This window comes from Microcoleus sp. B3-D2 (assembly GCF_036705345.1).
In the GTDB taxonomy this organism is placed as follows: Bacteria; Cyanobacteriota; Cyanobacteriia; order Cyanobacteriales; family Microcoleaceae; genus Microcoleus.
This window is the reverse complement of record NZ_JAUBUG010000009.1, coordinates 99,974-120,603: the sequence shown is the minus strand read 5'-3', so window position 1 is coordinate 120,603 and position 20,630 is coordinate 99,974. Positions and strand designations below refer to the sequence as shown.

Annotated in this window: 18 protein-coding genes; 12 read left to right on the top strand and 6 right to left on the bottom strand. The window is 46.0% G+C overall.

The window, feature by feature from the left end; translation table 11 throughout:
• Positions 1–48 precede the first annotated feature (48 nt).
• Positions 49–243 carry a hypothetical protein gene (locus QUB14_RS05805; RefSeq protein ID WP_333215793.1) on the bottom strand — a complete coding sequence of 65 codons (195 nt, stop codon included), beginning with the start codon at positions 241–243 and terminating at the stop codon, positions 49–51.
• 212 nt (positions 244–455) lie between these two features.
• Here QUB14_RS05805 and QUB14_RS05800 point away from each other — a divergent pair, with 212 nt between their 5' ends.
• The 5 genes from QUB14_RS05800 (at position 456) to QUB14_RS05780 (ending at position 4,623) form a co-directional block, all read left to right on the top strand.
• Complete coding sequence (locus QUB14_RS05800) at positions 456–1,226, top strand: cysteine hydrolase family protein (RefSeq protein ID WP_333215803.1); 771 nt, start codon at positions 456–458, stop codon at positions 1,224–1,226.
• 211 nt (positions 1,227–1,437) lie between these two features.
• Positions 1,438–1,890: a cupin domain-containing protein gene (locus tag QUB14_RS05795; protein WP_333215791.1), complete on the top strand. Its 453-nt coding sequence runs from the start codon at positions 1,438–1,440 to the stop codon at positions 1,888–1,890.
• 161 nt (positions 1,891–2,051) lie between these two features.
• On the top strand, positions 2,052–3,644 hold the full coding sequence (locus QUB14_RS05790; RefSeq protein ID WP_333215789.1) for a CocE/NonD family hydrolase: 1,593 nt from the start codon (positions 2,052–2,054) through the stop codon (positions 3,642–3,644).
• A gap of 19 nt (positions 3,645–3,663) precedes the next feature.
• Positions 3,664–4,017, top strand: coding sequence for a DUF952 domain-containing protein (locus tag QUB14_RS05785; protein ID WP_333215787.1), 354 nt, complete (start codon positions 3,664–3,666; stop codon positions 4,015–4,017).
• Positions 4,018–4,029: 12 nt separating this feature from the next.
• Complete coding sequence (locus QUB14_RS05780) at positions 4,030–4,623, top strand: restriction endonuclease (RefSeq protein ID WP_333215785.1); 594 nt, start codon at positions 4,030–4,032, stop codon at positions 4,621–4,623.
• Between the two features lie 11 nt (positions 4,624–4,634).
• On the opposite strand, the gene QUB14_RS05775 is transcribed toward QUB14_RS05780, so the two are convergent.
• A complete protein-coding gene (locus tag QUB14_RS05775) occupies positions 4,635–5,615 on the bottom strand; it encodes a site-specific DNA-methyltransferase (protein ID WP_333215783.1) in 981 nt (326 codons plus the stop codon).
• 104 nt (positions 5,616–5,719) lie between these two features.
• Positions 5,720–6,973: a CCA tRNA nucleotidyltransferase gene (locus QUB14_RS05770; RefSeq protein ID WP_333215781.1), complete on the bottom strand. Its 1,254-nt coding sequence runs from the start codon at positions 6,971–6,973 to the stop codon at positions 5,720–5,722.
• A gap of 108 nt (positions 6,974–7,081) precedes the next feature.
• On the opposite strand from QUB14_RS05770, the gene QUB14_RS05765 reads away from it, so the two are divergent.
• From QUB14_RS05765 to tsaB, 3 genes are all read left to right on the top strand, one after another.
• The gene (locus tag QUB14_RS05765; protein WP_006632635.1) at positions 7,082–7,330 is read left to right on the top strand and encodes a Ycf34 family protein; all 249 of its coding nucleotides are present in this window, start codon (positions 7,082–7,084) and stop codon (positions 7,328–7,330) included.
• Between the two features lie 225 nt (positions 7,331–7,555).
• A complete protein-coding gene (locus QUB14_RS05760) occupies positions 7,556–9,268 on the top strand; it encodes a serine/threonine-protein kinase (protein WP_333215779.1) in 1,713 nt (570 codons plus the stop codon).
• A 2-nt stretch (positions 9,269–9,270) separates the two neighbouring features.
• Complete coding sequence (gene tsaB, locus QUB14_RS05755; RefSeq protein ID WP_333215777.1) at positions 9,271–10,029, top strand: tRNA (adenosine(37)-N6)-threonylcarbamoyltransferase complex dimerization subunit type 1 TsaB; 759 nt, start codon at positions 9,271–9,273, stop codon at positions 10,027–10,029.
• 44 nt (positions 10,030–10,073) lie between these two features.
• Here tsaB and QUB14_RS05750 read toward each other — a convergent pair whose 3' ends face one another.
• Positions 10,074–10,403 carry a hypothetical protein gene (locus QUB14_RS05750; RefSeq protein WP_333215775.1) on the bottom strand — a complete coding sequence of 110 codons (330 nt, stop codon included), beginning with the start codon at positions 10,401–10,403 and terminating at the stop codon, positions 10,074–10,076.
• Between the two features lie 84 nt (positions 10,404–10,487).
• Here QUB14_RS05750 and QUB14_RS05745 point away from each other — a divergent pair, with 84 nt between their 5' ends.
• Entirely contained in the window at positions 10,488–13,667 is a 3,180-nt protein-coding gene (locus QUB14_RS05745) for a tetratricopeptide repeat protein (RefSeq protein ID WP_333215773.1), read from the top strand.
• Between the two features lie 750 nt (positions 13,668–14,417).
• Here QUB14_RS05745 and QUB14_RS05740 read toward each other — a convergent pair.
• Positions 14,418–15,239, bottom strand: a complete 822-nt coding sequence (locus tag QUB14_RS05740) for an SDR family NAD(P)-dependent oxidoreductase (protein ID WP_333215771.1) — start codon at positions 15,237–15,239, stop codon at positions 14,418–14,420.
• A gap of 755 nt (positions 15,240–15,994) precedes the next feature.
• Entirely contained in the window at positions 15,995–17,428 is a 1,434-nt protein-coding gene (locus tag QUB14_RS05735; RefSeq protein ID WP_333215769.1) for a carotenoid oxygenase family protein, read from the bottom strand.
• A gap of 73 nt (positions 17,429–17,501) precedes the next feature.
• On the opposite strand from QUB14_RS05735, the gene QUB14_RS05730 reads away from it, so the two are divergent.
• The 3 genes from QUB14_RS05730 to QUB14_RS05720 all read left to right on the top strand — a co-directional run bounded on the left by QUB14_RS05730 (position 17,502) and on the right by QUB14_RS05720 (position 20,625).
• Positions 17,502–18,539, top strand: a complete 1,038-nt coding sequence (locus tag QUB14_RS05730; protein ID WP_333215801.1) for an LD-carboxypeptidase — start codon at positions 17,502–17,504, stop codon at positions 18,537–18,539.
• A 104-nt stretch (positions 18,540–18,643) separates the two neighbouring features.
• Complete coding sequence (locus tag QUB14_RS05725; protein ID WP_333215767.1) at positions 18,644–19,402, top strand: class I SAM-dependent methyltransferase; 759 nt, start codon at positions 18,644–18,646, stop codon at positions 19,400–19,402.
• Between the two features lie 221 nt (positions 19,403–19,623).
• Positions 19,624–20,625, top strand: a complete 1,002-nt coding sequence (locus QUB14_RS05720) for a cytochrome c oxidase subunit II (protein WP_333215765.1) — start codon at positions 19,624–19,626, stop codon at positions 20,623–20,625.
• The last annotated feature ends 5 nt before the right edge of the window (positions 20,626–20,630 follow it).

Below are 20,630 nucleotides of genomic sequence, written 5' to 3'. Positions count from 1 at the left end.
GGAAATTAGTTTCCACCCATTCCCCCCCAGATGTCAAGCCTGATTTTGTTAAGAAAGATGTGAGTAAGGCATAGCTTGGTAAGGGGGGGAATTAGAGGGGGGGTTCCCCCCTTGGTAAGGGGGGGAATTAGAGGGTGGATTATTGGGCGCGATCGCACTTATGCAATTATCCACCACTTGCACGTCTGCGGTTTCATAACCGCTCTCAACCGGAATTAAAGCATTTTGAATTGTAAAGCTCATAGATTTACCCTTTTTGTAAAATTACATTTATTTTTATTTTATTATTGCAGGGCACTAACATTTGCGCTCACCAAACTGGAATAAACTTAATAAATCATAAAATTTATCAAAAACTTACCCCGGATACTTAATTATAGTAAAGATTTAAGATATGACAAGTTAGTAACAATCAAATTCTTATAAGATTGAAATTGTTTTTGAGTAACAATCATATGAATCCTGATTCTCTCCGCACTTTGGGCGTACCGCCGAATGCTTGGAAAGTTGATGCCAAAATTGCCGATATCACCCGATCGCCGATCGCGCCTCAACCTGTTACCCTGGAAACAGAAACTAAAACCCTGCGTTTGGACTTAGCAAAAGCAGCAATGTTGGTGATAGATATGCAAAACGATTTCTGTCATCCCGACGGTTGGCTAGCACATATTGGCGTAGATGTAACGCCCGCCAGAACTCCAATTAATCCTTTAAAAAATTTGCTGTCAGAATTGCGATCGCACGCAGTACCAATTATATGGATCAACTGGGGAAACCGCCCCGATTTGCTCAATATTAGTGCAGCTTCCCGTCACGTTTACAATCCCACAGGCGACGGCGTAGGTTTGGGAGATCCGCTGCCAAAAAACAACGCACCTGTACTGATGGCAGGGAGTTGGGCGGCGCAAGTTGTCGATGAATTAAAACCCATACCGGAGGATATTTGCGTTGATAAATATCGGATGAGCGGCTTTTGGGATACTCCTTTAGATAGTATCTTGCGGAACCTCGGCAGAACTACACTTTTCTTCGGAGGAGTAAACGCCGATCAGTGCGTCATGGCTACGCTGCAAGATGCTAATTTCCTCGGTTACGACTGTATTTTAGTCAAAGATTGTACAGCTACGACATCTCCCGAGTATTGCTGGCAAGCTACTCTTTATAACGTTAAACAATGTTTTGGTTTTTTGTCGGATTCTCAGGCTATGTTAGAAGCAATTAAATAGTAGTCATCAGGGGAGTATCTCTCTGGAGTATAAAAAGCGTTTTTTAGGACTGTGAGAGTCCTGCACAGCAAAGCCTATATCTCGCTTCCTGCTCTGACAGCGAACTCTCCTGTGAAATTAATAAACTTTGGAGGTTGAGCGGCGGACTAATGACTCTGGATTTTCACTAATGACAGCAGAAACATAACCACTGACAACTAACAATAAAAAAATGACAAACCAGTGCGTGATTCCTGTTATAAAGTCTCCGAAAGACTACCAAGCATTTCGCATCAGTCCGGGCGATACTAATAGATTAGCTATCGTCTTCGATCCGGTAATAGCTAATGTTTCATTAACAGTTTGCGTGGAGATTTTCGATGTGGGGGGCAAAACTCCTCCCAACCGCCATCAATTTGCAGTAGAAATGTTTTTTGTAATCAAAGGAACAGGGCAAGCAACCTGCGACGGCAAAACAGTTGGTATTCAACCGGGAGATAGTTTGTTAGTGCCTCCAACAGGCACTCACCTAATTGAGAATACGGGCAGTGAACGTTTGTACACTTTGTGCATCATGGTGCCGAATGAGGATTTTGTAGAACTAATTCGCAGCGGCACACCAGTCGAACTCGATGAGGAAGATATGAGAGTTCTCAGGCGATCGGATGTACTCGTATCCTGCTAGGTTTGTAGTAAGGAGTTGAGCGCTTAGATGAAAACTATCTCATCAGGTTTGTAGTCAGGGCTTCCGTCCTTAGAAGAAGCACTAAAGCCCTTACTACAAACTTTTTTATTTGATGTTTTTTAGGATTTATGCTGAAACTTTGCCCGAAAGAAACAGCGTCAATGCTAACTAAAGATGCCGTTCGTTTAGATGCTGACATCTACCGCCCCGATGCGGAGGGCGAATTTCCAGTATTATTAATGCGGCAACCTTACGGAAGGGCGATCGCCTCTACAGTCGTATATTCCCATCCCGCATGGTACGCCAAACACGGCTACATCGTTGTCATCCAAGACGTGCGGGGACGCGGCACTTCCCAAGGCGAATTTAACCTATTTGTTAGCGAAACACAAGACGGTTTTGATAGCGTCAATTGGGCAGCTAATTTGCCGGGAAGTAACGGCAAAGTCGGAATGTACGGTTTTTCCTACCAAGGCATGACTCAACTCTACACTGCTGCTGCTAAACCGAGCGCTTTAATTACAATTTGTCCGGCAATGGTAGGCGGCAATTTATACGCAGATTGGGCCTATGAAGGCGGGGCGTTTTGTCTGCAATCAAATCTCGGCTGGGCAATTCAGCTAGCCGGAGAAACCGCTCGCTTAAAAGCCGATATTTCTGCCTATCAAGCCTTGTATGCAGCTTCGAGAAATTTCCCGCTATACGATACCGTGCCGGCGCGTCCTGAGATTATTAAAAATCTGGCACCAGACTCATATTACCACGATTGGTTGGATAATTATCGACCGAGCGAGTATTGGGAAAAGTTATCGCCAAACATCAAAGATTTAGACTTGCCAATGCTGCACGTTGGCGGTTGGTTTGATACTTATTTGCGGGGAACAATCCATCTTTATAAGGAAATGGCGAGCCGGAGTTCCTGTCCGCAGCATTTGATAATTGGCCCTTGGGCGCATTTACCTTGGGGGCGAAAAGTTGGAGCGTTGGACTATGGTTTTGCAGCTTCAAATCCGGTGGATGAGTTGCAAATTCGCTGGTTCGATCGCTTCCTCAAAGGAGTTGATACAGGGATATTAGACGAGCTGCAGATTACACTATTTGAGATGGGGAGAAATGATTGGCGGAAATTTGATAAATGGCCTAATAACAATCATAAATCTTATTTTTTAGCAAGTACCGGACTTGCCGCGATGAGAGAAGATGCGGGTATTTTAACAGAGAGGTGCGCGGATGTTTGCACTGATGATATATTCGTACATGACCCTTGGCGGCCGGTGCCATCATTGGGAGGTCACGCTGCATTTCCTGCAGGTGCGATGGAGCGATCGACTATTGACTGCCGCACCGATGTGTTAACATACACTTCGGCACCGCTAACAGCAGATTTGCACTTAGCTGGAGATATAATTGTCGAAGTATTTTGTACCGCCGATGGGCCGACTTTTGATTTGTGTGCCATACTTTCTGAGGTAAAAGATAGTGGCAGCGTTTACAATTTTAGTCAAGGTTACGTCCGGATGAATTCAGGTGAAACACCTGTAATAATTGTGCTGCAAGCAACTTGTATGCAAATTGCCAAAGGTAATGCGTTGCGTCTGAGTTTGAGTGCGGCTTGTTTTCCCGCTTACGACGTGAATCCGGGAAGTGGTGCACCTCCCGGTGAAGCGCGGGCGATCGATGCTAAAATTATCACGCTGACAGTAAGTTGTGGCGGGAATTGTCCCTCTCAAATTTTGCTGCCAATTCTCAATTAAACCTAGAATTTATTCAATTATGAGCATTATTTTTCACATCATCCGCAGCCAACAGTGGGAACAAGCAAAACAAGTTCAATCCTATCGCGGAGATACGCTAGATACTGAAGGATTTATCCACTGTTCGACACTGCCGCAAGTTCTTAAATCTGCTAATAAATTTTTTGTGGGACAAACAGGATTGTTGCTGCTTTGGATTGACTCGGACAAAGTGCAAGCTGAACTTAAGTATGAATTGGCTGCGGGTGAAAATTACCCGCACATTTACGGGCCGCTGAATGTTGATGCTGTGTTGAAAATTTTTGAGTTTGAACCGCGTGCAGATGGCAAGTTTGAATTACCCGAAGAATTAACAGCAAGTATAAATGAATAGGCTTAGTACGCTGTGAAGATAGTTCAAGAAGTATCACTTATTAGTCGCGGTAACTTTGAGGAGTCAGAAGAATGGGGAGTTATTAAAAATGAAATACGGATTGCTATTGACGCGATCGCCTGGCCTGTGGGTGCATCAAACTTTACGATCAATCCAACCAGGCACGGAAACGGTGTCAAACCTATCAAAAATGCTTGTATGGCTGCTCTTCATGACAGTTTTGGATGGCAGCTTGAAACTAAAATCAGATTTGCAACTAGAACCCCTGGACGAGTAGATGCTACCAAAATCTTAGACAATCATTTATTTGCATTTGAATGGGAAACAGGAAATATCTCATCAAGTCACCGTGCTGTTAATAAACTGGTTCTCGGTATTTTACGAGGGATTTTTTTGGGGACGGCATTAGTTCTGCCCAGCCGTAAACTCTACCCTTATTTGACTGATAGAATTGGCAATTATGAGGAACTAGAGCCTTACTTTGATGTCTGGCGTGCTGTTAACATACAAGAAGGTTTTTTAGCCATATTTGTCATTGAACATGATGCCCTTGATAGGAGCGTACCTACAATTACTAAAGGCACAGATGGTCGCGCTTTAATATAAAATGTTAGTTATCAAGAAAACAATTCTAGTTGGATTGACTCGCTTTGTTTAACTTTATTTTTGGTCTTTCCCCTCGCTGATTCCCAGTTTTCAACTTTTCCATTTGCCAAGTCTTGTAACCGCTTCACTGCAGGTTCAATATCGCCGATTTCTGTACCCAGCCAATACCTACCCAACTTCTCTGCTGCATAAAATGTAGTGCCAGAACCTCCAAAAGGATCGATTACAACTTGTCCTGGATTCGATGCCATAGCAATGATACGTTCCAGCATGATTGGAGCTAATTCGTTTGCTCCCCTTTTCTTGTGCTGTCGGTGTCTTACTGGCGGAATATCTGTCCACATTTCTTCAATTAAAGTCCACAGATTTTCTTCTCGAATATCTTCAGAAGCATTTTCCCAGACATCTTCGGGAGCATCCCAAACATCCATTAAGTTAATACCTTGAGGATTTAATTTTTTGCGGTGTCCGCCGTAATCTTTAATCTCTCCTCCGCAATGCCGGCAGACTTGAATCGGCGTATAAACTTTATTGAAAACTGCTGGTTCGCCTTTTGTGTAGTAAAGCAATCCGTAGTGTGCGGGAGACATTTTCTTGCCGCGAGGAAAAGCTTTAGGCATTCTACAAGCTATCCAGTGACGAAAGTTCATTCCCTCTTGGTTTAAATATGCACCGTACTCAATGCACCATTTAGGTAAGTTGAAAATAAATAGACTTCCGCCCGGTTTAAGCACTCGAATACTTTCTTTAAGCCACTGTTTTGACCAAGCAAGATAATCGCTGGAATTCAGCATATCGCTCGTACCTTTACCGTAATCTTTGCCGAGATTAAAGGGCGGATCGGCAAAGACAATATCTGCACAATAATCGGGAATAGCACCTAAAAACTTGAGACAGTCTTCCTGGTATAGAATGCCGTATTTGCTTTGATAAACCTCTCGCAATCCCCGTTCGGCGGAAATCACAGGTGATATCAGACTCAAAGGTTGCATTTAATTATTTTTATTTAATAAGCATCACTTCAATAATAGTAATTCTAGCCAGTATTGTCAAGAGATTATTGGAGCGATCGCACTGTTGCCACTATTGCAAAATATCAATGAACATCAACCAACTCTGCCGCCAATTTCAGCGCATCTTCGCGAGTCGCAATTTTCCCTTCCACCCGCGCTAATTGAATATCCATCAACAATTGACCGATGCGCGGACTTCTGGGCAAATTCAAATATTCCATTAAATCATTGCCGCTAACTAATTGGGTCGGATGAGCAATAATATCATCAGCATCCAGATAGCGATTAATTAACAGTGAAATCTCCTCAACCGCAACTCCCGCCGCCACCGCCAAAACCGCTAAAACTGGAAATACTATTCCTACATCCCGAAACAAAAAATACTGTTCTCGCAAAGACATTTCCGCGATAGGTTTTGCTTGCAATTTTGGCAAGTATTTCAAAAGCCCGATCGCACTTTTAATCTCCGCATTGCTGTACTTCAACCGCAGCAACTGAGTTTCAGCAATTGTCGGGTCGGAATCTGCCAAAACAGCCAACTTCGCAACCGCCAACAACGGCGTTTTAATCGTATCTCGAATCGAGCGCGAAAATTCTCTCCCTAATTCCGGGTAAATTGCCGCTAACTTGGCAGCAGACGCATCAATTTTTGTCAAAATATCGAAACGGTCGATCGCACTTTCAAACCAAATCGAAAACAAACCGTCTTCGCAACCGCGACAAATCCAAGGAACACCGTCAGGATTGCTCAACAAATAACCCAATTCCGTCCGCACCCGTTCCACCGCTACCCGACTCAACAGCGGCGCTAATTCCCGAATCGCCGATTGAGTTTCAGGTTCGATCGCAAAACCCAACTGCGCCGCTTGGCGGTAAGCTCTTAATAACCTCAGCGGATCGTCCTCCAAATTTGACCGCGAAATCATCCGCAGCACACCCAACCGCAAATCAGTTTGACCGTCCAAAGGATCGATGATTTCTCCTGTAAAAGGATTGTAGGCGATCGCATTTATCCGAAAATCCCGGCGCAGCAAATCCCCCTCCAGACTCCCCCCTTCCGCCTGCGCCAAATCCACCGTACCGCCCGCAAATACAACCCGCGCAATTTGGCGTTCCGCATCCAACAAGACAAATCCACCATTCGTGCGATCGGCAATTTTTCGAGCAGTCTTCACCGCCCGTGTTAGCATGACAAAATCCAAATCAAAATAGTGCGATCGCCTCCCCAGCAACGCATCCCGCACCGCACCGCCCACCAGATAAGCAGGCGGTGTCAGCAGTTCCAAATCAAACGGCCAAGTATCAGGAGATAATGAAGAGGGCAAATTAATCGGCATCGCAACAAAAATCTACTTTCCTTACAAACAATTAAACTCTTGCTACGCTAGATTAACAGAAAGCTCAAATTTCACCAATCTTTTTGAAATGCACAGAGGATATCAAGAATGTGTATTTGTATTAACTGCCATTATGTAGACCGCTGCTTTACCTACCACGCCGTAGAAGAACAGCACGAACAGCTTCACCTCACCGAAACACCCGATTTCGACCCCGTAGAACCCACCATCAACGTCAACATCCGCCCCCGCCAAGACGAAATTGAAATGGAATGGGATGTAGTTGGCTGTCAGAGTTTCAAGCAAGAGACCGGCAAATGGGCAAAATTGCGGCCAGGCGAACTCGTCCCGACTTAAGGAAGAAGTCATTAGTCATTAGTCATTAGTCATTAGTCAGTAGTCATTAGTCATTAGTCATTTGTTGGTTGTTGGTTGCTATTTGTTGTTTTTTATAGGTTTCTTGTGAGTGGTTGGCGATAACAACCAATAACCAATTCCCAATTCCCGATGCCCGATGCCCAATTCCCCATTCCCCCTTCCCAATTAAAAATCTAAAATCTAAAATCTAAAATCTAAAATCCAATGTGCTATTGCTTAAACCCAACTTGTCAGAATCCGCAAAACCCAGGGGATGCAGAATTGTGCCAAAGTTGCGGGTCAAAATTGTTGTTAACTATTGACGCAGAAACACCATCAGCATCTCGCTACCGAACCATAAAGCCGATCGGGCAAGGAGGCTTTGGCAGAACATTTCTAGCAGTTGATGAAACAAAACCCCTGATTTTTTCGCAGTGCGTAATCAAGCAATTTTTCCCGCAAAATACCGCCACCGAAAAAGCAGCACAACTATTTCACCAAGAAGCAGCCCAGCTAGAAACCTTGGGAAAACATCCCCAGATTCCAGAATTAATCGCGCATTTTGAACAAGACGGGAGACAGTATTTAGTACAAGAATTTATAGACGGCAAAAATCTAGCCCGAGAATTAGAACAAAAAGGAGCCTTCACCGAAACTCAAATTCGGCAAATCCTCAACGATTTATTGCCCGTGCTCCACTTCGTCCACAAATCCAAAGTCATTCACCGCGATATCAAACCAGAAAATATCATTCGCCGCCGATTATCTCCTACTCCTTTACCCGCCTTAGAAAATTCCTATCAACCCTCTCCTTTCCAAAAAGATATTGTTTTAGTAGACTTTGGTGCAGCTAAGAAAGTAACAGCAACCGGGTTGCCGCAAACTGGTACAATCATCGGCAGTGCTGCTTATACAGCCCCAGAACAATTGATGGGGAAAGCAGTTTTTGCTAGCGATATCTACAGTTTGGGCGTTACCTGCATTCACTTGCTGACTGAAATTCCTCCCTTCGATTTGTTCGACAGTACAGAGGATTCTTGGGCTTGGCGAAATTATTTGAAAACCGCTGTTAGCGACGATTTCGGCCGCATCCTCGACACCATGCTTCAAAGTGCTACCAATCGGCGCTACAGTTCAGCATCAGCAGTCATCCGGCACTTGAACCCCAAACCAGTCTATTTAGACGCAGAGCCTGTGCTAGACGCGCCGGAAACGCCCGCAGAACGGGTGGTTACACCCGCGCCCGGTGTGTCGCTTTTCACTCGCCAAGAGCAAGCCGAAATTCAGCAAGCTTTGCAAGAGGATCTCGCCCCCTACAATGTTACAATCCAAGTCAGTCAAGCCAAGCAACAGCTCAATATCGTCATCAACAGAACCGAAGACAACCCCGTTTACTATCCGCACTTATCTCAAATAATTGCCACCCGACTCACCGATTTGCAGTTAAATAAAGTCGCAGCCGTTAAGCTGTTGGGAAGAGTCAACAATTCTCGCCGCCCGGAGTGGAAGCAAATATTGCAAATCGATCCCAAGATTAAATTGAGAAACAAACTCGTGCGGCTGCAACACAATCAATTAGTCAAGAAAATCGCCCCTGTTGCTACCCAAGAATTTTGGCTGCCGAAGTTCAAAACTCAGGATTTTTGGATAGATGCGCTAATGTTTGCTTTAGTTTGGTTTATCTTTGGCTCTCAAATAGTCATTTTTAATTCTTGGTTTGCGCTAATAGTTTCTTCTGGTTTTATGGCGGTGAAGCATCAAGTTTCCCAACACAAAGAATTTGCAAATAAAAATTTATTCGCAAGTTTAGTTGTGCTGTTTTTGATGACTGGGGGCATGGGGAATTCCAGGATTTTAAATACGGGAATATTTGGCATTCTTTTGGGTTGCTTAGTTGTGGCTTTGCCGCTGTTTTTTGTTAAGGAAAATTATCAGTAATCGTGAATAGCAATCCCCAAGACGGAACATCTGTTAAAAAATACGGCTTAGCCCTGAACACAGCTAGTCGCGAACTCGGTTTAGCCATCAGCAATTTTGCCGGGGATTCTCGCTGCCAAACTTGGAATTTGGATCGCGATTTAGCAACTCATTTGCATCAGTATTTAGTCGAGTTTATTGGGCCACAAACTTGGGCGGATTTGGCTTTTATTGCGGTGGCGAAGGGGCCCGGAGGTTTCACGGGGACTCGCATGGGTATGGTGACGGCGCGGACTTTGGCTCAACAGTTGGATATTCCGGTTTTTGCGGTTTCAACTTTGGCGGCTGTGGCTTGGGCGGCACCCCCCCAACCCCCCCTTGCTAAGGGGGGGCTTTTGAATACGGAACCTCCCGTTGGTAAGGGGGGGCTTTTGAATACGGAACCCCCCCAACCCCCCCTTGCTAAGGGGGGGCTTTTGAGAGAGGATATTGCGCTGCAAATGCCTGCACAGCGGGGACAATTGTTTGGGGCGGTTTATTCAGTTAACAAAGATTCTGGTTTAACTGAGTTGTTTCCTGAGACGGTGATGACTCCTGAATCTTGGCAAGAAAAGTTGGATAATTGGGGGAATTCTTATCAGTTAATTGAAGTGGGTAGCGAGTTGGGCTGGTCGGTTTCTAGTGTGTTGGAATTGGCTTATTTGGAGTGGCAAATGGGAAGTCGTCCTGATTGGTCGGATGCTTTGCCTTTTTACGGGCAACATCCGGTTAAGGGACACTGAATATTGGGAATAGGGAATTGGTAATTGGTAATTGATATCGTTGTTTATTTAAGGGCGATACAAACTTCGAGGCAAAAAGTTAATGTTAAGGGGTCTGGGCTTTCGGTTCGCAATCGATCGATCTCAGCTCGATCGCAGCCGCGAGATTCCATGAAATCGAGCATCCAGTTCGTTATTGTAGCGAGCTCGATGTATTTTGCTCCGAGACAAACAGGGCAAATTTCTGGGCTGAGGGTACCGGTGCCGCCGCATTCGGGGCAATCCCAGTGGCTGGTTACGGGCTCGGGGGTAGTTAGGATGTTGTTCATGCTGGGAAAAAGTACGCGCGGCGTAGCGATCCCGCAGGGAATCGCACTACTCGTTAACTCTAGCAAAAATGCCGATCGCCCTGACTTCTTCCTGCTTTAACACTAAGCAGGCTAGCGACTAAAATTGAAAAAAATACAAAAGGGGTGGCTATGTTCGATCGCGCTCAATGGGTTTTGGCCGGTATGTCGATCGCACTTTCGGTTCAGTTAAGTCAGCCAGTGGCAGCAGCCGTGCCCGTTGGTAAAGTCGTACAAACAGCACAAACTAACAGTAACGAAGCTGCTGCAAAAGCATTAAACGAAGGACTACAACTCTACCAGCAAGGAACGGCGGAAGCAAAAAGAAGTGCGATCGTCAAGTGCGAAGAAGCATTAAAGCTGTTTCGGCAAGCAGGCGACAATAGAGGGCAAGCACTTAGCCTCCTTGGTCTTGCCAAAATCTACTTAGACTTGGGAGAGAAACAGAAAGCATTAGAGTATTGGAGCCAATCCCTTCCTCTGAGTCGAACCCTCGGCGATCGCCGTTGGGAAGCTACCGCCCTCACCAGCATCGGCTTAGTCTACGATGAATTGGGAGAAAAACAGAAAGCGCTAGAGTATTACAACCAGTCCCTGTCTCTGAAACGGGCAATCGGCGATCGCAGTGGGGAAGCTCGCACCCTCACCAGCATCGGCACTGTCTACTTACAATTGGGAGAAAAACAGAAAGCGCTAGAGTATTACACCCAGTCGCTTCCTCTATTGCGGGCAGTGGGCGATCGCGTCGGGGAAGCTGCCACCCTCACTAACATCGGCAGTGTCTACTCACAATTGGGAGAAAAACAGAAAGCGCTAGAGTATTACACCCAGTCGCTTCCTCTATTGCGGGCAACCGACTATCGCAGGGGAGAAGCTGCCACCCTCAACAACATCGGCGGTGTCTACTCAGATTTGGGAGAAAAACAGAAAGCGCTAGAGTATTACACCCAGTCGCTTCTCCTGAGTCGGGCAACAGGCAATCGCGGTGGGGAAGCTGTCACCCTCACCAGCATCGGCTTAGTCTACTCAGAATTGGGAGAAAAACAGAAAGCGTTAGAGTATTACACCCAGTCGCTTTCCCTGACTCGGGCAACCGACGATCGCGGCGGGGAAGCTATCACCCTCAATAACATCGGCTTAGTCTACTCACAATTGGGAGAACAACAGAAAGCGCTAGAGTATTACACCCAGTCGCTTCCCTTGACTCGGGCAGTAGGCGATCGCCCACAGGAAGCTATCACCCTCAATAACATCGGCAATGTCTACTCAAAATTGGGAGAAAAACAGAAAGCGCTAGAATATTACACCCAGTCGCTTCCCCTGAGACGGGCAGTAGGCGATCGCTCAGGGGAAGCTGCCACCCTCAACAATATCGGCAGTGTCTACTCACAATTGGGAGAAAAACAGAAAGCGCTAGAGTATTACAACCAGTCGCTTCCCCTAACTCGGGCAGTAGGCAATCGCGGTGGGGAAGCTGCCACCCTCAAGAATATCGGCAGTGTCTACTCACAATTGGGAGAACAACAGAAAGCGCTAGAGTATTACAGCCAGTCGCTTCCCCTATTTCGGGCAGTAGGCGATCGCTCAGGGGAAGCTCTCACCCTTTACAGCATGGCTTCTGTCAAACGCGACCAAAACAATCTTTCCGAAGCCCTCAACGACATTGAATCCTCTATCAAAATCATCGAAAACCTCCGCACCAAAATTGCCAGCCCTGAACTCCGCAGCTCATACTTTGCCACAGTACAGGACTCCTACGAATTCTACATCGATTTGTTAATGCAACTGAACAAAACTAATCCTAAATCCGGTTACGATACTAAAGCCTTAGAAGCTAGCGAACGTTCGAGGGCCCGCAGCCTCCTCGAACTCCTCTTTGAAAGTAACGCCAACATTCGCGAAGGTATTTCCCCCGAGTTACTGCAACAAGAAAAGAGCCTGCAACAGCAACTCGATGCTATTGAAAAGCAGCGCATCGTAACAATCAGCACCCCCAATCCCAACGCGACTAAAATCGATGAAATCGACAAACAGCGCCTCGCACTTTTGCAACAATATCAGCAAATTCAAGCCCAAATTCGTACCACCAGCCCCCGCTACGCTGCCCTCACCCAACCCCAACCTTTAACGCTGCCAGAAATTCAGAAACAGATTCTCGATGAAAACACGATTTTATTGCAGTATTCCCTCGGCAAAGACCGCAGTTATTTGTGGGTGGTGACATCGACCGGAGTAACCAGCTATGAATTGCCAAAACAGGTTGACATTGAAACAGCAGCTAAGGACTTCCTAGAGGCAATAACTAGCCCAATCCAGAGAGATATTCCCCAACAAGTTGCCCAAGCAAGTGCAAATCTGGGAAAAATAATTTTACAGCCCGCAGCAGCCCAATTAGGAAATAAACGCTTATTAATTGTTCCCGACGGCGTGCTGCACTATACCCCTTTTCAAGCTTTAACTCTTGACAAAACCGCCGGACAAAATACCAATGTTCCCTTAATTATCGAACATGAAATTATTACTCTGCCTTCTGCCTCAAGTCTCGCTATTCTCAGGCAAAATTACGGAGATAGAAAACCGCCCAGCCGAACTTTAGCAATTTTAGCCGATCCAGTATTCAGTCCAGATGATGAAAGAGTCAAAGGAAAAATCACCCAAGCAACAACAGAAAAATTAGAAGCAAATAACCTCGGTTTAAATCAATCGCTTCGTGCTTCTAATCGGCAATGGCCGCCCGAACGCCTCGCATTTACCCGCCAAGAAGCCCAAACAATATCCAGCTTATTTCCCTCAGCTTCTAGCAGTCAAAAGATTGATTTTGATGCCAATCGCACTACTGCTATCGACGGCAGTTTAGCTAATTATCAAATCGTTCACTTTGCCACCCACGGCATGGCCAACAGCAAAAATCCCGAACTGTCAGGAATTGTGATGTCGATGGTAGATGACAAGGGCAATCTTGTCAATGGTTTTTTGCGCCTCACGGATATTTTTAACTTGAAACTGGCGGCAAATTTAGTGGTTTTAAGTGCTTGTCAATCGGGAATGGGACAGAATATTAAAGGCGAAGGAATGGTGGGATTGACAAGGGGTTTTATGTATGCGGGGGCGCAGCGGGTGGCGGTGAGTTTGTGGAATGTGGATGATGAGGGAACTTCTGTGTTAATGCAAAAGTTTTATCAAAAAATGGTGCAACAAAAGTTAGCGCCGGCGGCAGCTTTGAGGGCGGCGCAGATGGAAATGATGCAGCAGGAAAAATGGAAATCGCCCTATTATTGGGCGGCTTTTACCTTGCAAGGGGAGTGGAAATGATATACAGCACTTTTGCTGGTAAGTAAGTACATAGCCCTTGTAGGGACACGGCAATGCCCATTGGTGTCAACTTAACGTTAAACCGATAGTCCGACAGTCCGATAGTCCGACAATCCGACAATCCGACAGGGAATGAATTCCCTGTCTAATAGCTAAAGTCGTCTGAAGAGGACTAATGAGTTTAAAAATTCGGCGTTGCTGGGCGTTGCTGAATAAAGGTAGGAATTCAGATTTCCTAATAGCTATAAAACCAGTATGGTCAGTTTTGTAACATCAAGCGAAAAGTTGATTCCTACCGTGAATCAGCAACGTCAAAAATTCTTCTTCCCAGTCCTCTTCAGAGGACTTTCGCTATTAGACAGGGGTTTCAACCCCTGGCGGATTAGCGGACTACCGGGTGGGCGGCGTGAATCAGCAACGTCAAAAATTCTTCTTCCCAGTCCTCTTCAGAGGACTTTCGCTATGAGACAGGGATTTCAATCCCTGGCGGATTAGCGGACTATTGGGTGGGCGGCGTGAATCAGCAACGTCAAAAATTCTTTTTCCCAGTCCTCTTCAGAGGACTTTCGCTATGAGACAGGGATTTCAATCCCTGGCGGACTACCGGGTGGACTGGCGGACTAACGGGTGGCGGACTGACAGCTTAAGTTGACACCAATGGCCGAAGAGCCCGGAACGGGCAAGATGCCCGTTCCACAAAAGAATGAGTTTTCTTGTGGGGTGGGCCGAAGAGCCCGCCCATAAAAGGGTTTATCGCCCGCTAGCTAAAGCCTCCCGCAATTTACGGCCCCGCGATTTATCCCGAAGTTCTGGAGTCGCCATCCGCAACACAAAATCCAGCAACCAAGGCGCAATTCGGTGACACCAAACTGCTAGATGACTTTGCCATCCTACCAAGATTTCCGGTGCATCTTTCTGCAATCCCGCGACAAGTGCTAGGGCAACTTTTTCGGGAGTTGTGGGCACTACCCAGCGAAATTGTTCCAAGTCTCGCACCATGTCGGTATCTGTTAGAGATGGCAGCAAAGCTGTGACTCGAACATTGTACTGAGTTAACTCGCTGCGTAAAGCTTGGGTGAATCCCAAAATGGCAAATTTGGTAGCAGAATAAGTTGCCATTGTCGGAGCAGCAATTTTGCCCATTAAGCTCGAAACATTGACGATTGTTCCCTCTTTTTGAGTCGCCATTCGCCGAGCTATCAAGCGGGTAATTGTGTAGGTTCCGAGCAAATTTAAGGCGATTTCTTCCTCGATTAATGGCAGCGGGGAACGCAAGAAAGATGCTTGGTGGGCGACGCCTGCACAGTTGACTAGCAGGTGAATCGGGCCGCAATCTCGCCAAGCTTGGGCGATCGCAATATTCACCGCTACTGACTGAGTTAAATCCAAAGCTAACGGCACTACTTCTGTGCCCAAAACATCGATTTCCTCTGCCAGTTCAATTAATTGCCTGCGGTTGCGCGCCACAATCAACAAGCGTTTGACTCCTTGTCTCGCTAATTCCAGGGCGATCGATCGCCCAATTCCGCGCGAAGCCCCTGTAACAAGAGCTGTTTTTCCTTGAAGTTGCATAATAGATTAAACCTTTTGGTAGATACTCACTGCGGCACGGAGTTATGAGTTGTGAGTTGTGAATTATTAGTTATGAGTTGAATGTTTTGGCGGTAACAACTCATAATTCATAATTGTTGAAAAGGCTATCTTGTTTCGATAGACCTGATTTACTTGTGGGGTTAACTCAAAACCAAAAACTGTTGAATCGCTAACGTGCGCGTGAGTTGAACTAAACTTTGGGTTTGCCAGAAATCAGTCAATTATCTGGTCATTTAACCTCATTCCAGCAGACCAAGCTGAGATGAGAAAACCGAGTCGGAAATCATGATCAAGCGGGCTTTATTACCGCTTTTTCTTCTGTTCGCGGAGGCGGACTTTGCCTGTGTAGCCACGAATTTATTCGCCGGGGACATTCACCGCGAATTTGCCATTGAGCGGGGTTGGAGAACCCCTCTTTCTTCACTCCGTGGAGGCGGATTTTGCCTGTGTAGCTGCGAATAAATTGGCAGGGAATATTCGCCGGGATTGGTTATTCGCCAGGGCTTAATTACCCCTCTTTTTTTAGTCCGCAGAGGCAGACGATATCCTGTGCAACCGCGACTTAAAATCGCCGGGGATTCGTGCGAATTGGCACAGGATAATTGAGCAATGCAGATTATCAATTCCACACCTCCTAGATATGAGAATTTCCTATCTACACACACCTTAACAACTTGACAGAGAAGCGGCAACAATTTTTAATAAATCTTCCGCAACACTTCTTTACAATTTTCTCAGACTGCCGATTTCCAAGTGCCGTGAAAGCCCAAAGGTATGACACCGGGCAATTCTAGCTTGCAAACAGGTTCGCCGGAAAGTCCGTCGCTGTCAAATATCCAGACTTCGCTGCTGTCAGAATTGCCGTCATAAATAACTGTTACTATCCAACCTTTCTCCGAGGAAATATCTGGAACGTAGATGGGCTCTGTGGGATAGCGATTTTCGCCCAAGTCGGCAATTGTGAGATTGCGGCTTTGCGTGTCAAAACGGGCGATCGCGCCATAACGTTCCGGTACAATATCAACGTCAGGCCGATACATTGCCAGATAAATATATCGTGCGTCTTGCCCTACTTCGGCCGGGGATACCGTCGGAAACTCACAAGGTTTATCCAACAATTCTTCTATTCCTGTCACTTTCGCCGTCAGAGGATTGAGATGCACTCGGCAAAGAGTACCCTCCGCATCGGTGCTAGTTTCACCAGTCGGTACTTCTTTCAGTCGCTGATTAGTTTGAAAGTCAGCGAAGCGCACAAAATCAACCGCCACCGAACCATCTTCCTTGACAAAACCGTTAGCAAAATGCCACTGGAACCAAGCATCAGTTTCGCCGCGACTAACTAAAGATAGAGTTTCTGAGTCAAAAACTAATATCTGAGTACCTAACTCCGGTTTCCACTTAAAGGACTCGCTATAACTGCTAATTCCCGTTAACAATGGCAAAAAATTGACTTGCACCGGCGGGATAAAAAATATCAGATACTTTTCCGCAAAAACAAAATCGTGGAGCGCGTAAATTCCATCTAAAGCAACTGTTGATTGTTGCACGACTTTGCCAGTAAAATCGCTTTTATACAGATTCAACTTTGTAGTCGCACCGTTGGTAATTCCAAAGTTGAAAATATTGCCAGTAATCGGGTCGCGCTTGCAGTGAGCAGAATAAACAAATTTACTATCTAAACTGCCTAAATCGTCCGTTCCCTGAGTTTCCAGGGTTTGCAAATCGAGGCGGTGAGGCGGGCCACCTTCCCACAATGCCAAAAGGCGATCGGGCAAAGCTAAAACAGAAGTATTGGCAGCATTTTTAACAGTTTTAGTCCACCGCAACCACACAGGGCCCGGTGCTGTCATGCCATAATTACTGTAGAGAAATTTATCAGCTTTTTCTTCAGCTAGATATCCCGCTGTTTGCACGTAGCGATAAACAGCCGTAGCACCGACATCCGTAAAATGTACTGCCAAAATTGCACCGTCGCCATCAAACCAGTGTCCCGCAGCAACACCGCCGCGTTCCAAACGTCCGGGCCCGTTGCGGTAGAGACTGCCGCGAAATCCTTCGGGAATTTTACCAGTTTTAACCGATAGCTGAGTCAGCGGAAACTCGGCAGCAGGAAGGGCTAAAGATTTGGCCCAGGATTTTTTAGCTGAGATTTTAGTGTCGGTTTTCATTTGAAACTCGCAATTTTCAAGTGATATGGCAGAGATTTTCCTATACAATTATAGCAAAAGTTACCTAACAGCTATGACTCTCCGCCGCCGTGCTCTGCTGACAACTTTTGGGCTGACTGCTATTGGTACTCAGCTTTTGCCGTTAGCGAAGCCCTCGAATAGGATCGCGCAAACCAACCTATCTCCCAAAAGTGCGATCGTTAAGCCGCGCCGCCTGCAAGTTGGCGATACTATAGCTTTAATCAATCCTGCTGCTTTCAACTACAAAAAGGAAATAGAGGATTTTTTTAAAGTTATCGAAAAGCTGGGATTAAAAGTTAAATTGGGAGAGCATTTTTACGACCGCTACGGCTATTTAGCAGGCAAGGATGCCGATCGCGCCGCCGATGTCAACGCAGCCTTTGCCGATGACTCAGTGCGAGCTATTTTTACCGGGATGGGCGGCTGGGGCTGCGGTCGGATATTGCCGCTCCTGGATTACAATATTATCCGCAACAATCCCAAAATTATTATGGGATTTAGCGATATTACTGCGCTGTTATTGGCGATTTATGCTAAAACTAATAGAGTTACTTTTCACGGCCCTTTAGGTGCGTCAACTTGGAGTCCCTTTACAGTGGATTACGTCAAAAAAGTTTTGTTTGACGGAGGTTCTGTGACGATGCAAAACTCCAAAAGCGTGCAAGTTCAAACAATCGGGCGCGGCACGGCTAAGGGAAAACTAATCGGTGGCAATTTATCAGTAATCGCAGCAATGGTTGGTTCGGCTTATTTGCCGGAGTGGGAAAATAGTATTTTGTTTGTCGAGGAAGTTGGCGAAGAAGTTTATCGCATCGATAGAATGTTGACGCAGCTCAAATTAGCCGGCATTCTCGATAAAATATCAGGTTTTATTTTCGGACAGTGTACCAAGTGCGAAGCTGAAAAACCCCAAGAGTCCCTAACCTTACCTCAAGTCTTGTCAGACCACATTCGCCCCTTGAAGATTCCCGCGTGGTACGGTTCTATGGTGGGACACATCCGGGAACAGTTCACTTTGCCGATCGGCCAAGAAGTCGAAATCGACGCTGACTCTGGTACAATCAGATTATTAGAATCTGCTGTCAGCTAAATCTTAAACTCTTCTGGATATTACCGAGGCAGAGCCTCCGGATCTGCGTTCCCAGGCAGAGCCAGGGAACGAGAAATAAATTTAAACACAAAATCAGAAATATCGTGAAAAAAACCGCACAATTAATTAAACCCTTAACAGTAATAATTTTGACAATTCTTTGCGTGTTGCCGCTCAATGCCTGTGCAGCAGCAAGTAAAACCGCTAACAGCGACCCCATTTATCAGCAGCGAACAGTCCACAATCCCGACGGCATCGGCAAATTTTACATGGGTCGAGAAATTGCCCAAGTCATGGGATATCAAGGCGCTGGTTGGCTGGAAAGACCGTCTCGCGGCATGGAAGAAAAATCAGCTCGATTAGTCAACAATCTTGATTTAAAACCAACCGATATTGTAGCAGACATTGGAGCGGGAACGGGATATATTAGCTTTCGCATCGCTCCCTTAGTTCCACAAGGAAAGGTTTTAGCAGTTGACGTGCAGCCGGAAATGATTAATTTTATTAAAGTGAATAAACAAGAAAAAAATATCGCTAACGTTGAGCCAGTTTTGGCGAGTATCGACAATCCGAATTTGCCCGAAAATAGCGTAGATTTAGTTGTGATGGTCGATGCTTATCACGAATTTGCATATCCCAGAGAAATGATGCAAGGAATTGTGAAAGCGCTCAAACCGGGAGGCCGCACGGTATCGATCGAGTATCGCGGCGAAAACCCGCTGATTCCCATTAAAGGTTTGCACAAAATGACGCAGAAGCAGGTGAAAAAAGAAATGGCCGCCGTCGGTTTAGTATGGAAAGAGACAAAAGATATGTTACCCCAGCAGCATTTGATGGTGTTTGAGAAACCATCTCAAATTTAGCAGCCAAACAGAGAGATCATATACCATTTTTAATCAGTTTTGTCAAGGTACAAAAGACGTATTTTTGAGGCGCGCGGGCGCTCGGTCACACATACTAAGCCTTAAGTAACCCTTAAGATAGACATTTTACTAAAAATACCATTTACAATTAAAAATTGATAACCCAGAGGCGCTTCCTTCATTTTTCAAGCGAAGAAGTGTCGCTATTAAGAAGTACCAGCGTGAACATTCCAAGTTCCATCCTCACCATGCTCGCCGGCATCGTAGTGACTCTGATCAGTCTCTGGTACGGGCAGAATCACGGTTTGATGCCGATCGCCGCCTCTGACGAAGCATCCGACATAGACGCACTCTTCAATACAATGATGACCATTTCCACTGGATTATTTATCATGGTCCAGGGAGTGCTAATCTTTGCTGCAATTAAATATCGCCGCCGTCAAGGAGACAACACAGACGGGCCGCCTTGGCATGACAACTTTCCCTTAGAAATTCTTTGGACAGCCGTGCCGGCGGTGATTATTTTAGGAATCGGAGTCTACAGTTTTGAGATTTACAACTCAATGGGAGGCCTCGATCCGATGGGCAATCACGACCACGGCACCATGCAAGCGCAGTCTAAAATGCGCGGAAGTGCGATCGCAGCCACACTCTCAGATACACCCCAAAAAACCCCTCAAATTCCGTCTCAAAAACTCGTTGCTTTAGGCGTAGGTGCTTCCCCTGAAAATGAAGACAAACCAGCAGACTTAGTTGTAAATGTCATGGGTTTGCAGTACGCCTGGATATTTAGCTATCCAGAAAGCGGCGTTAGTTCCGGCGAACTGCATATGCCAGCCAACCGCGACGTACAGCTAAATATTTCAGCCCAAGACGTGCTGCACGCATTTTGGCTGCCGGAATTTCGCCTCAAACAAGATGCAATTCCCGGGCGGCCGAGCGAACTGAGATTTACAGCAACTAAAACCGGCGAATACCGGGTTGTTTGTGCTGAATTGTGCGGCGCTTATCACGGAGCGATGAAAGCTTTAGCAGTCGTTCACACGCCCGAAGAATTCGACACTTGGCTGCAAAGCCAGCAAGTTGCTAGCAGTCAAAACTTAGAGCAAGCAGTTGCAGTCAATCCTGGGGAATTGTCAGACGGTGAATTTTTGGCTCCCTACGTCAGGGAAATAAAAATTAATTCCGAAACCCTAGAACAACTTCACCCAACTCATCACTAAAAATA

Excerpts from the sequence above, each read along its gene's own strand:
- QUB14_RS05740 (WP_333215771.1), bottom strand. The coding sequence starts at position 15,239 with ATGCAACTTCAAGGAAAAACAGCTCTTGTTACAGGGGCTTCGCGCGGA.
- QUB14_RS05795 (WP_333215791.1), top strand. The coding sequence starts at position 1,438 with ATGACAAACCAGTGCGTGATTCCTGTTATAAAGTCTCCGAAAGACTAC.
- QUB14_RS05735 (WP_333215769.1), bottom strand. The coding sequence starts at position 17,428 with ATGAAAACCGACACTAAAATCTCAGCTAAAAAATCCTGGGCCAAATCT.
- QUB14_RS05745 (WP_333215773.1), top strand. The coding sequence starts at position 10,488 with ATGTTCGATCGCGCTCAATGGGTTTTGGCCGGTATGTCGATCGCACTT.
- QUB14_RS05785 (WP_333215787.1), top strand. The coding sequence starts at position 3,664 with ATGAGCATTATTTTTCACATCATCCGCAGCCAACAGTGGGAACAAGCA.
- QUB14_RS05730 (WP_333215801.1), top strand. The coding sequence starts at position 17,502 with ATGACTCTCCGCCGCCGTGCTCTGCTGACAACTTTTGGGCTGACTGCT.
- QUB14_RS05770 (WP_333215781.1), bottom strand. The coding sequence starts at position 6,973 with ATGCCGATTAATTTGCCCTCTTCATTATCTCCTGATACTTGGCCGTTT.
- QUB14_RS05790 (WP_333215789.1), top strand. The coding sequence starts at position 2,052 with ATGCTAACTAAAGATGCCGTTCGTTTAGATGCTGACATCTACCGCCCC.
- QUB14_RS05775 (WP_333215783.1), bottom strand. The coding sequence starts at position 5,615 with ATGCAACCTTTGAGTCTGATATCACCTGTGATTTCCGCCGAACGGGGA.
- QUB14_RS05760 (WP_333215779.1), top strand. The coding sequence starts at position 7,556 with ATGTGCTATTGCTTAAACCCAACTTGTCAGAATCCGCAAAACCCAGGG.
- QUB14_RS05805 (WP_333215793.1), bottom strand. The coding sequence starts at position 243 with ATGAGCTTTACAATTCAAAATGCTTTAATTCCGGTTGAGAGCGGTTAT.
- QUB14_RS05765 (WP_006632635.1), top strand. The coding sequence starts at position 7,082 with ATGTGTATTTGTATTAACTGCCATTATGTAGACCGCTGCTTTACCTAC.
- QUB14_RS05800 (WP_333215803.1), top strand. The coding sequence starts at position 456 with ATGAATCCTGATTCTCTCCGCACTTTGGGCGTACCGCCGAATGCTTGG.